This window comes from Mesomycoplasma ovipneumoniae SC01 (assembly GCF_000218525.1).
Taxonomy (GTDB): Bacteria; Bacillota_I; Bacilli_A; order Mycoplasmatales; family Metamycoplasmataceae; genus Mesomycoplasma; species Mesomycoplasma ovipneumoniae_A.
The window spans coordinates 1-12476 of sequence record NZ_AFHO01000003.1 but is presented as its reverse complement, the minus strand read 5'-3'; the positions used below and the strand labels follow the sequence as shown (position 1 = coordinate 12476).

Here is a 12476-nt window from a genome sequence, read left to right as displayed (position 1 = left end):
TTATACCATTTTTAACAAAAAAAATCCAAACTAATCAAGGTTTGGATTTTTGAATATAGAATATTAGATTATTTACTGTAGAACTCAACAATTAGTGATTCTTTAATTTCTTGATTTAACTCAGAACGTTCCGGACGACGAGAAAAAACAACTTTGAAATTTTGTTTATCCACTTCAAGCCAAGGTGCGGCTGTTTTTGTTTCTAACGCTGTTAAAATTTGCTCGTTTTTACGGATTTTTTCATTTTTTAATTTAGTTAATTCAAATGTATCACCTTGTCTTAATTGATATGATGGAATATTAACTTTTTTTCCATTAACCAAAAAATGACCGTGGCTAACTAATTGACGAGCTTGACGACGAGTTTCGGCAAAACCTGCGCGGTATACGGAATTATCAAGACGAGATTCGAGTGCCTGTAAGAATAAAGTTCCGGCAATACCAGTTTTTTTAGTTGCTTTTTTATATGTATTTCTAAACTGTTTTTCTGATAAACCGTACATAAAACGGACTTTTTGTTTTTCACGAAGGTGAACACCGTAGTCAGAAAGTTTTGAACGTCTTTGACCATGTTGCCCTGGTGCGTATTTTCGTTGTTTACCTTTTGCAAATTCTTTTCCAGTTTCAAGAATAGAAAAGCCAACACGACGTGATTTTTTAAAAATTGGGCCTGTATAGCGTGACATTTTTTCTCCTTTTACTAATTTAATTTGCATTTTTAGACTAAAAAGAGAAAACTAAATATTTACTAAATGAATTCAAAATCTAATGTTTTCACCAACAGCAGGATACTCACAAATCTAGACAAATTTTGAATTTTTTTTAATAATATTTAATGCTGTTAATTTAAAAATGCAAAATAATTATAGCACAATTTAAAATTTTTGCAATATTTTTCCGAATTTTTAATTTCATTGAGCGACTAAATTTTATTTAATAGGAAATTTACCGTCTTGAAATTATCACAGACCTTTTGTTAATATTTAACCATAAAAAAATAATTAACAAAATTCCTGAGTTTGCCAGTTTGATGGCAAAAATTCACTTTTTAGTGAATATAAATATGAAAAAATACCCGTAAATCCGTGTTTTTTGGCTAAAACCTTAATTTTTATTATTTTAAAATTAACCTTTTGTAAAAAAAAAAAAAAAAATGTTTGGTCTGAAATAAAATTATGTTATAATAAGCCTCACTAAGAATAAATTAATAAATTTTGATATTGAATTAAGGGGGAATTGGTTATGTTTTTTGCGATAAAAAAATCAGATAGTGCGAATTATCCATTATATTTTTAAATATGGTGGAATGCCTTAAATTTAACCGTTTAGAAATCTATAAATTTATGGCTTTTAATTATTGTTCTTTCAAAACTTCATATGTTTTTTTAGGCTCGCTGTAAATAAAAACGAGTTCTCTATTTACATTGAGTTTAAATAGTAGTTGTATTTTTTTATGCTTTTTGTTGTTTTATTCATAAATTGATTTTGCTAGTGTTTCAACTAAAAAAGGTAGTTTAAATATTCCATAATTTTGCTTTTTAAGTTAAAATTTTGTGTTAAAATTTAAAAAATTTAGAATTTATGGTAAACTATCCTTATTCAATTTTAATTTGCAAATTTATGAAACAATTTAGATTTAAATAATTTTATCAATAAAGATTTTGGCACAACTAGTCTCATCAATCCTATAATGAAAAGGTTTGAAAAAAGTTCCATTGTTTTAGAAAATATAAAAATGATAAAAAAACAAAATTTATCATTATATTATAGGCAACAATTGGCTGTTAAAAAAATTAGAACCGCGTTTCTTAGACAATATATTGAGATATTTCAAGAAACAATAAAATTAACTGTGTTTCCTAATTTTTTTAGATTTTTCATGCTCAAAAATTATTTAAAAATTTGTTTTTTATTATTTTATGATATAATTATTTAATTGCTTAAGGAAAATAACCCAAAAAGCTAGTAAAGGAACTAAAATGGTAAAAATTCGTCTTCAAAGAATGGGCTCTAAATTTAATCCAATTTATAAAATAGTTGTCGCAGATGCGCGCGCACCTCGTGATGGTCGTTTTATTGAATCACTTGGATTTTATGATCCTCAAAAAAAAGTTGCAAGGGTTAATTTAGAAAAAACATATCGTTGATTACATATAGGCGCTCAAACAACAAACACTGTGCGAACTATTTTTTCTAAAAAAGGTATTTTTGAAACTTTTTTAGAACAAAAACACTCAGCATAAAGTTCTTTCAAAACTTAAAAGATGAAAATTAATGTTTTAACATTGTTTCCCCGCTATTTTGAAGCCTTTACTTCTGAATCAATCATTGGAAAGGCAATTCAGAGAGGAGATATATCTGTTAATATTATTAATTTTCGCGATTTTAGTCAAAATAAGCATCAAAAAGTAGATGATTATGTTTATGGCGGTGGTCCTGGCTTGCTTTTGCAAATTCAGCCAGTTGTTGATGCTCTTGAAAAGGTTGGAGGCATAAAAATAGCCTTGAGCCCTCAAGGTAAAAAATTTGACCAAAATATTGCAAAAAAACTAGCAAAAGAGTCAGAAATAACTCTTTTATGTGGTCATTATGAAGGTTTTGATCAAAGAATTATTGATAATTTCATTGATTTTGAATTGTCTTTAGGTGATTTTGTTTTAACTGGTGGCGAAATAGCAGCAATGGCAATAATAGATGCAATTTCGCGTTTACAGCCAAACGTAATAAACCCAAATTCTTTAGATAATGAGACTTTTAATAATTTTTTATTAGATTATCCCCAATATTCTCGACCAGCAAATTTTCGTGGGTTATTAGTTCCTGAAGTTTTAATTTCAGGCAATCATAAAGAAATTGAATCCTGGCGTCAAAAGCAAAGAGAAATTAATACCCAAAAAAAACGCCCTGATTTATGAGAAAAGTATATAAAATTTAAAGAAAAAAATAGTTAAATAAATTTTTTTTATTATAATTTATAAATCAATAAAAAAATTTTTAAGGAGTAAGACATGCAAACAAGATTAATGGAAATTGTTGAAGCAACCCAAATACGTGATTTCCAAACTTTTCAGCCAGGTGATAACGTTCGTGTTCACGTTAAAATTCAAGAAGGTAATAAAAGTAGAATTCAAATTTTTGAAGGTTTAGTAATTAAATTTAAGAAAAATGGGCTATCCTCAAGTTTTGTAGTTCGTAAAATTTCCCACGGCGTTGGTGTTGAGAGAACATTTTTACTTCATTCTCCACTTGTTGACAAAATTGAAGTTGTCCGTTCAAACAAAGTTCGTCGTGCAAAATTATATTATATGAAGGAACGTTCTGGAAAATCTGCACGTCTTAAAGAAATAAAAAGAAAAGAATTAAAAAGTTAAAATTGTCCTTAAATCGTGGAAAAGCTAATAATTGTTGAATCTCCAAATAAAATCAATACGATTTCATCTTATCTAGATTCATCTTATACAGTAACATCTTGTGTTGGCCACATTACAAATTTGGCTAAAACAGGTGAATTTGGGCTTGGAATTAATTTAAAAACCTGAACTCCTTCTTATGTAATTGATAAAACTAAGAGAAAAACAGTAACTGAAATAAAAAAATTAGCAAAAAAAGCTAAAACAGTCATTATAGCAACCGATGCTGATCGCGAAGGTGAGGCGATTGGAGCTTCACTTGTTGAATATCTTAATGTTGCTGATAAATATCAACGGATAAAATATAACGAAATTACAAAACCAGCAATTATTTCTGCTCTTGAAAATCCAGGTCTTCTCAATCAAAATTTGGTAAATTCGCAGCAAACTAGACGAATGCTTGATCGAATTATTGGCTTTCGTCTTTCTTCGTTGCTAAAAACTAAAATTCAAAACGCACCTAAAATTCCTGCTGCCGGTCGTGTCCAATCTATTGGCCTAAAGTTAGTTGTTGAAAGGGAAGAAGAAATTAAAGCTTTTATTCCCGAGGTTTATTTTAATCTTTCTGTACTATTAAAAGATGAAAAACGCAATTCTTTTGAGGTTAATTATTATAATCCTGAAAATGAATCCAAAAAATCTGACTGGATTTTTTCCCAAGAATCTCTTACAGAAATCACTGATGAAATTAGAACTAATCCGTTTTTAATTCTTGATGAATTTAAGATTTCCCAAAAAAAGGATCCTAAAATTTCACCTTTAAAACAAGCGACTGTTTTTAAAAAAATGTCGCAATATTCGTCTTCTTCTGTTTCATTATCGCTACAAAAACTTTATGAAGGTTTTGGCGATCATGGTTTAATTTCCTATCCAAGAACTGATTCAACTCGTCTTAGTGAAACATTTCTTGAAAAGGGTCGCGACTTTATTTCAAAAAATTTTGGTCAAAATTATATAGCTAAATCAATTAAGGGATTTGCTGGTGATCAAGATGCCCACGAAGCCATTAGACCAACAGATTTAGAACTTAGCCCTGAACAAGCAAAAGAAAAATATCCTTTAAGTCAACTAGATTTCCAAATTTATCAATTAGTTTATAATACAACACTTTCAGCAATGATGGAAGTTCCAGTCCGAAAAATTACCCGTCTATTATTTAAAACATCCTCAAAAAAACACAATTTTACTTATTCATTTTCAGAATTTATATTTGATGGATACTTCAAGGCAACTGAACTTCCAGAATTAAAATTTAAACCTGAATTTGAATCATTAGAGAATTTAGTTGACTCAAAATTTGAAGTTGAATCAAATTTTGAAAAAACTATTAAAGAATCTAGACACGAAACCCAACCACCTGCAAGATTTAATGATGGTACTTTAATTGAAAAGTTAGATGATATCAAAGTTGGCCGTCCATCAACATTTGCAATCTCAGTTAAAAAACTTAAAGATCACTTATATGTTCAAAGTGAGTCAAAAGCGTTAATTCCGAGTGAATTTGGGCGAGTAGTTTTGGAAAATCTTTTAAAAATTTCACCAGATATTATTAATACTAATTTTACTGCTAAAATTGAAGAAGAGCTTGATTTGATTGCTCAAGGAAAACAAGATTATAAGGAATTTCTTGATAATTTTTGAACAAAAATAGAGCAAATTACAAATTCATCAAAACCGCTTGAAAAAATAGTTATGGAAATTGAAACAACTGGTGAAAAATGTCCTGAATGCAGTATGGATTTGGTTTATCGTTACAATCGAAAAACTTCACAGCGTTTTATTGCATGTAGTGGTTTTCCTAAATGTCGCTTTCTAAAACCTGACCCTGAAAGCAAAAATACCTATAATTTTAAGGCAAAATTTAAGAAAAAAACAAAATAGATAGCTATATTTTTTAATTTTTATTTATGGTTGATACTAATTTAATAGTCGTAATTGCATTGCTCACAACTTTAATCATTGGATTTTTAGCCTATGGTTTTATTTCAAATCGTCTTAAATTAAGGCGACTAAAGATAGAAAAAGCCGAACTTAAGGAATTAAGTAACAAAACCTTAGCAATTTTTTTAGCGCGAATTATTGTAATAATTGAAAAAAATATTGATTTAGTATCAAATTTTGTTGTTGGTGCTAATCTAAAAATGTCAGATGTAAACAATTTGGCCCGTGTTCACCTTGAAGTTCTCCAAAATGATCAAGTTGTTTCTCAAATTATTCAAACAGGATATGAAACTGAAAAAATTTTTTTCAATAATATAAATATTTTATCCAAAAGTAAATCAAATTTATGAGCAAAACATAATTCTAAGGAAATTAATTATTTCACTGATTTTGCTAGTTATTTGAAAAAATATGACAAAACTATTCTTGGATTATTTAATGACGAAAAAATCCGTTTTTTGAAATATTATAGTCATTTAATTGCTGATTTAAAACAAAAAAAAGTTCAAATTGACGATCTCTCAACATTAAGTCAGCAATATTTTGATCAAAATCGCATCCCGACAAAACCGGTTAAGTTACCTTTTTGAAAAAAATGAAGAAAAAAATAGATATTTTATTTTATTTTATTAATTTTTTAACTTTTTTTCGCCTTCTTGGCAGCTTGATAATTTTTATTTTACTTTATCTTTTTTCCAAATATAATTATTTTTCGCTATTTTATATAGCGTTTTTCTTTTTTGTTGTCTCAAGTCTTACCGATTTTCTTGATGGTTACCTTGCCCGAAAATTTAGACTTGAGTCAGAATTAGGCAAAATTTTTGACCCAATAACTGATAAAATACTGACAACAACGACCTTTTTTCTCTTATCTTATTTAGAATTAACACCGTGATTTCTTGTTTTGGTTTTTGTTTTGCGCGACATTATTGTTGATGGCTTTCGTATTTTTCTTGCCAAAAAAAATATTAATGTCGCTGCTAATTTTTTAGGAAAACTAAAGACAGTTTTACAAATTTTAGCAATTGTTATTATTTTCCTTGGATACTCAATTAGTGCTGAAATTTTTATAAAATACTATTATTTATTTAATTTGACAACTATTTTTGCAGCAATTATATCAGTTATTTCTGGAATTTATTATGTTGCCCCAGTCTTTAAATTACTAAAAAAATAATAATTTAGTACTTATTTTTAATAATAGTTTCAAAAAAGCTATTAAAAAGCGGGTGAGATTCTAGCGGTCTTGTTACAAATTCGGGATGATATTGGACACCAATATAAAAAATATGAGATTTAGACTCGCAAACTTCAATTAAATTAGAAACTGAATCTCGTCCAGTAAAACTAAAGTCAGAATTCTCAAGTTGGTCAACATATTTTTGAACAACTTCAAATCGATGACGGTGTCTTTCATATGCAAAAGAAGTTCCATAAATCTGGGCAATTTTGGAATTTTGCGCAAAAACAACTTTATACTCACCAAGTCTGAGAGTTCCACCGATTTGAAGTTTAGATCCATCAATTTTGTTGTAATCAAGAACGCTTGTTTGATTAGGTTTTTCTGCTAAAAATTCAGCTGAATGCGCGTTTTTAATTCCATTTAGTCGCGCAATTGCAACTGTCATTGCTTGCATTCCAAGGCAAATTCCAATTGTTGGAATATTATTTTGATAAGTAAAAATAGCAGATTCTACTTTATTTTCAAATCCACGAAAACCAAAACCTGGCAAAATTATTATACCATCAAAATTTTTTAATTGACTAGTTGAAAAATTTAGATCAGCGGTATTAATAAATTCTAATTCTAAATTTATCTTTTGGTAGGCGGCTGTTATTTTTAGTGCTTCTAAAATTGACTTATAAGCATCTAAAAATTGTGTGTATTTTCCAAGCGCACCTATTTTTATTGTTTTATCTCATTTTTTTAATAATAAATTAGTAAAATCTCGCCATTTGTCTAATTTAGGTTGCCTATGTTCTAATTCAAAATGGGAAAAAATAGCATTTAATAGGTTACTTTTTTCTAATAACAACGGAAGTTGGTAGATATTTTTAAGATTCGGAATTACAATAACATTTTCTAATGGCAAAAAGGCACTTTTTGCAACTTTTTTTGAAACATGATCATCAATTTGATCATGTTCAAGTCGTAAAAAAATGGAATTTGCACGAATTCCGCGCGAATTTAATTCGGCTATAGAAAACTGAGCCGGTTTAGTTTTAAATTCATTAGAAGCATTCAAAAAAGGAATGTAGGTTGTGTGAATAAAAAACACATTTTTAAAATTTGACTCAGCGGCCATCTGTGAGGCTGCAAAGAAAAACGGATTTGATTCCATATCACCAACAGTCCCACCAATTTCGACTAAAATAAAATCACTTTGGTATTTATTGCCAACACTTTTGATTCGTGAAATAATTTCATCAATTACATGTGGAATTATTTGGACAGTTTTTCCTTGATAAAAACCTTTTCTTTCTTTTTTAATAATTGAAAGTAAAATTTTACCACTTGTGTGATTTGAATCTTTTGAAAAATTTTGACCAACAAATCGCTCGTAATGCCCTAAATCTAAATCAGTTTCACCACCATCGGCGGTTACAAAAACTTCACCATGTTCATAAGGTGATAAAACTCCTGGATCAACATTTAAATATGGATCCAGTTTCAAAATATAAACCGAATAGCCGCAATTTTTTAATAAATTAGCAACTGAAGCAACTGAAACACCTTTGCCAATCCCGGATAAAACTCCACCGCTGACAAAAATATATTTTGGCATAATTTTTCCTTTAATAACAAATTATACCATAAATTTCATTTTTTCCTACAAATTGCTAAAAAATTAGCATAATAATTTGTAGGAAAGCATTTTTAAGTTAATACGAAAATTCTATGTTAAATTAGCAGAAAAATTTAACTTTTTAATTCTTGAAACAAATGGTGATTTTCTCACACTATTAAAGATTAAAAAAACATAATTACTATTAAACCTAAGAAAAAATGTCTTGATTTTTTAATAAATTAGATATTATTTATTATTTTTTAGTTTTAATTTGAAATACTGAAAGATTAATTACATGCAAGAAATTTATAGTTTTTTTTGATTTAGCTAGTTTTATTTAATTCCTTTAACCAATAAAAAAACATAAAAAATTTTATTAGTTTTTCTTCTTAAAATTTTATTAAAATGCTAAAATTATGGAAAAAATATTGCAGGTGTGTAATGAAATTCCTAGATTTAAATTAATTACCAGAATCAGAGAAAACTACATTTTTTGGGTATGTTAGACAAATTTTCCAAAAACTTGATATGTTTAAGTTATACAACGAAAAAATGTTAAGAAAAATTTCATTATTTAATGACAAGTTTTTTAATAAAACCTCTGCTTTTTTAGTTAATATTCCCCAAAAAAATTTAAAAATTAATAATTATAATTCAAAAATTTATGCCTCTATAATAACAATTTCAGAACTATTGCTTAATTACTTTCCCTAAATGTTTGTACTATCTTAATCAGAATAATTGTGGAGAAAAAATGAACATTTTCAAATTATTCAACTTAGCAAGAGCAAAATTCATACTAATAATTTTTATAATATTTATAAAAGAAGCAGGTCTTCTAGTTCATATTTTTAGTTATAAATTTGTTATTGAATTTTTTTCCGAAGAAAAACCTTCCCTTAATTTAGGTTTAACTTTGGTTATGCTGATAGCACCACTTGGAATTTTTATCCTTTTTTCATTTCTAAGAGGTTGGATTTTCAGTCTTTTAGAAATGGATATCAGGAATAAATTAAGCGATATTATTATTAAAAAAATTCAAAACAGCTCCTATTTTCACTTGAAATTTAACAGAAATTCTATGATTTCCTGGTTTAATTATGATCTTAGACTTGCTTTGGAAATAATTGGTAACTTTTTAAATATAATAACTCCACTTATATCAATTTTTGGCGCAATCTCATTAATGATAATTTTGTCGTTAAATTGAAGTTGAATTTTGATTTTATCAACCATGATTTTGAGTTTAGTTTTGCTATTGCTTCAACAAAAAATTAACAAGTTTGCATCAGGGCCTGTCATGAATCTATCAAGAAATAGTGAAATTTTTTCACAATATAATTTAGGGCTTCTTAATTCATTTAAATCATTTTATTTTCACAATAAAATAGAAAAATTTAAACAATTATTTTACACAAGTTATAAAAATTTTTCTGAAAAACAAATAAAAGAGTATAAAAAAGTTACAAAACTAAATGTTTGATTAAATTTTTTATTTAGTATTTCAGTAGCATTTATTATAATGGAAATATCAGTTTTAACATTTTATAATTTTTATAGTTTGACGGTTTTTCTATCACTACTTTTATATTCAAATCGATTGCATTCTGATATTGGAGGCATCGTTCTCGCATTATTTTCATTCAAACAATCATCATTTTTGTTTGACAAAATTGTTGAAGATAATAATTTGTCAGAACAAAAAATAATAATTGAAGAACCTATTAATAGTATTAAATTTCAAAATGTTAGTTTTAAATTTGAAGATAAAACTATCGTAGATAATTTCAATTTTATTTTCGAAAAAAATAAAAAATACTTGATTTCAGCACCAAATGGCGCCGGGAAATCGACCCTAATTAAAATAATTTCCGGAGTTTATGACACTTACGAAGGCAAAATTTTAATAAATAATAACTATGAGCAGAAAGAATTGGACCAAGAATATCTAAGACAACAAATCGGACTTATTGATAACCAAAATTTAATTTTTAATACAAGTCTCAAAAACAACATTACTTTATTTGCAGAAAATCCAGATTATCAAAAGCTAAATTTAATTCTGAAATCACTAGAAATTGACTTTGACCTTGAGGACCAAATTAGTTCTAATAATCTTTCAGAAGGTCAAAAACAAAAAATTGTTTTTGCACGACTCCAATATTCTCCTATTAAATTTTGATTAATTGATGAAGCTTTTGATAATATTCAAAAGGATTATTCAAATATTTTAATAGGTCAATTGCTAAAAAATCCTGAATTAACTATTATTTTTGTTAGTCACCATATAAGTGATTTGCAAAAATTAGGTTTTGACGAAATAATTAACCTGGAGAAAAATAATCATGAAAAAAATATCTAAATTGCATATTTTTAATATTTTTTATTCACTTTTTATATTTTGTCTTACTGGTCTTTCAGTAGTTACAAAAAGATTTTTATACCAGGCTTTATTAGACAATAACCAAATTCAAATGTGAATTTGGTTAGGGTTAGATATGTTTGCAATTATAATTAGCTCTCTTTTATCTGTTATTTATAATTCACTTTTTACAAGAATTTTTGGACAATCAAGTGCGGTAAAATTAATTAAAGAAAAATTGAGTATATTTAACAATTTATCATATAAAGAATATGTTAAAAATACGCCTGGCAACTATTTTTCATTGTTTTTTAACGAGGCTTTCACAAAGGGTGAGTCACTTTTTGCGTTTTTATTTTATATTATTTCTTTAATTTTTCCAATTATTGCGATTTTGGCAACTATTTTTTATATAAATCCAATAATTGGATCAATAGTTCTTGGTTTGACTTTGGTTTGAATTAGTTTTCCCGTTTTTTTTAGAAAATTTTTTAGTGAAAAAATTAGACAACAGCTAGATTCACTTGAAAATTTAAACAGCGAATTTAGTGAAAAATTAAATAAATTTGAGGCATTTTTATTTTTCGGTAAAATTCATTTACTAAAAAAAATCCTAAAACCAACATCAAAAAACGCAAGTTTTATGCAAAGAAAATATACATTGTGGGATCAATTTAACGCAAATATAAATTTAACAATTCGCAAATTATTTTTAATTTTAACGGATTTAGCAATCATTTTTTTAGGAATTTATTATGAAAATCCAGCATCAACAATTATTGCTTTGGTAACTATCAATAGTGCCAATCAGTTATTTATCAGTGATTTTAACACTTTTATTGTTCTGGTTGTTCAATATTTATCACTAAAAAAGCAATTTAAAGATTCTAAATTAAATGAAAATAACCCTAAAACAAACTTGAATTTTGATGATTTTACAGAAAAAATTCATAAAATTAGCGTCAAAAACTTGAATTTTGACTATGAAGACAAAAAGGTGTTAGAAAATATTAATTTTGAAATTATCGGTGGCAAAAAATATTTGCTTCAAGGCGATAATGGCTCTGGAAAATCGACGTTTTTAAAAATTTTAATGGGTATCGAGCGCGATTATAAAGGTGAGATTCTTTTCAATTCAACTAATTTAAAAACAATTTCTGATAAAAATATTATTCAAAATATAAGTTTTATTGATAATAGTCCGGCCTTAATTGAGGGCAATTTAGCTGAAAATATCAGTTTTTATTCAAAAACTGATCTCGAAAAAATCAATGAATTAATCAATTTAGTTAATTTAAATGACCTAAAAGACAAAAATTTAATTAATTACCACGAAAAAACAGATCTATCAGTTGGGCAAAAACAGTTAATTAATTTTGCAAGTCATGTTTTTGAAACAAAAAAAATATTAATTATCGATGAAGGTTTTTCAAACCTTGACAAATCAAATATTAATAATCTTATAAATTGACTACTTGAGCAAGATGTAACCCTATTGTTAGTTTTGCATAATTTAGACCAAAATTTAATTGAAAAATTCGATTTTTGTCTAAAATTTTAAAAATGACAATGCACAAAAATAGAAAATTTTTTACCTTTTCAAGCAAAAAAGAAATTTTTTGCTCATCAATTTCGGGAATATTAAGTATTTTGTGTTCTAATGTAAATCTTTTTTGATAAAATTTACCTAAAGGACTAAAATATGAAAAAACAGCAAAAAAATTTATCCCCGTTTGAGTTAGAAGCTAAAAAAATTACTAACAAATATGGTGATTATAAAAAATTAAAAAAAGAAGATTTTCACAACGAAATTTCGTATATGTTTAAAACTTTTACTGAAGCGCTCTTAAGGGCGGAATTAAGCCAACATTTAGGCTATGAAAAAAGCAACCGAAGCAAAAAAGGCGTGCATAGACCGAATAAGCAAAACGGATTTTCGGACAAAACTGTGAATTATAATCATAATAATTTTCG

At 27.0% G+C, this 12476-nt stretch carries 10 protein-coding genes and 1 pseudogene; 9 read left to right on the top strand and 2 right to left on the bottom strand.

Annotation, left to right across the window (positions count from 1 at the left end; translation table 4 throughout):
* Nucleotides 1–68: 68 nt before the first annotated feature.
* Nucleotides 69–686, bottom strand: coding sequence for a 30S ribosomal protein S4 (gene rpsD, locus MOSC01_RS0100520; RefSeq protein ID WP_010320876.1), 618 nt, complete (start codon nt 684–686; stop codon nt 69–71).
* A gap of 1293 nt (nt 687–1979) precedes the next feature.
* Here rpsD and rpsP point away from each other — a divergent pair.
* Genes rpsP through pgsA form a run of 6 tightly spaced genes read left to right on the top strand, consistent with a single transcriptional unit; the run spans nt 1980 to nt 6528 of the window.
* Entirely contained in the window at nt 1980–2243 is a 264-nt protein-coding gene (rpsP, locus tag MOSC01_RS0100510; RefSeq protein WP_010320875.1) for a 30S ribosomal protein S16, read from the top strand.
* A gap of 21 nt (nt 2244–2264) precedes the next feature.
* Complete coding sequence (gene trmD, locus MOSC01_RS0100505; RefSeq protein WP_010320874.1) at nt 2265–2951, top strand: tRNA (guanosine(37)-N1)-methyltransferase TrmD; 687 nt, start codon at nt 2265–2267, stop codon at nt 2949–2951.
* Nucleotides 2952–3008: 57 nt separating this feature from the next.
* Entirely contained in the window at nt 3009–3371 is a 363-nt protein-coding gene (rplS, locus tag MOSC01_RS0100500) for a 50S ribosomal protein L19 (RefSeq protein ID WP_010320873.1), read from the top strand.
* A 15-nt stretch (nt 3372–3386) separates the two neighbouring features.
* On the top strand, nt 3387–5291 hold the full coding sequence (gene topA / locus MOSC01_RS0100495) for a type I DNA topoisomerase (protein ID WP_010320872.1): 1905 nt from the start codon (nt 3387–3389) through the stop codon (nt 5289–5291).
* 26 nt (nt 5292–5317) lie between these two features.
* Complete coding sequence (locus MOSC01_RS0100490) at nt 5318–5962, top strand: MHJ_0274 family protein (RefSeq protein ID WP_010320871.1); 645 nt, start codon at nt 5318–5320, stop codon at nt 5960–5962.
* A complete protein-coding gene (pgsA, locus tag MOSC01_RS0100485; protein WP_029513058.1) occupies nt 5947–6528 on the top strand; it encodes a CDP-diacylglycerol--glycerol-3-phosphate 3-phosphatidyltransferase in 582 nt (193 codons plus the stop codon). Before MOSC01_RS0100490 ends, pgsA begins: the two co-directional genes overlap by 16 nt.
* A gap of 4 nt (nt 6529–6532) precedes the next feature.
* Here the strand turns inward: pgsA and MOSC01_RS0100480 are convergent, their stop codons facing one another.
* On the bottom strand, nt 6533–8137 hold the full coding sequence (locus tag MOSC01_RS0100480) for a CTP synthase (RefSeq protein ID WP_010320869.1): 1605 nt from the start codon (nt 8135–8137) through the stop codon (nt 6533–6535).
* 757 nt (nt 8138–8894) lie between these two features.
* On the opposite strand from MOSC01_RS0100480, the gene MOSC01_RS0100470 reads away from it, so the two are divergent.
* The 3 genes and pseudogenes from MOSC01_RS0100470 to MOSC01_RS04970 form a co-directional block, all read left to right on the top strand.
* Nucleotides 8895–10502 (top strand): ABC transporter ATP-binding protein, encoded by a 1608-nt coding sequence (locus tag MOSC01_RS0100470; RefSeq protein WP_010320868.1) that lies wholly within the window; start codon nt 8895–8897, stop codon nt 10500–10502.
* Nucleotides 10486–12063, top strand: a complete 1578-nt coding sequence (locus MOSC01_RS0100465; protein WP_010320867.1) for an ABC transporter ATP-binding protein — start codon at nt 10486–10488, stop codon at nt 12061–12063. The genes MOSC01_RS0100470 and MOSC01_RS0100465 overlap by 17 nt, the downstream gene beginning before the upstream one ends.
* Before the next feature lie 205 nt (nt 12064–12268).
* Nucleotides 12269–12476: pseudogene (locus MOSC01_RS04970) on the top strand (IS256 family transposase); the annotation flags it as partial.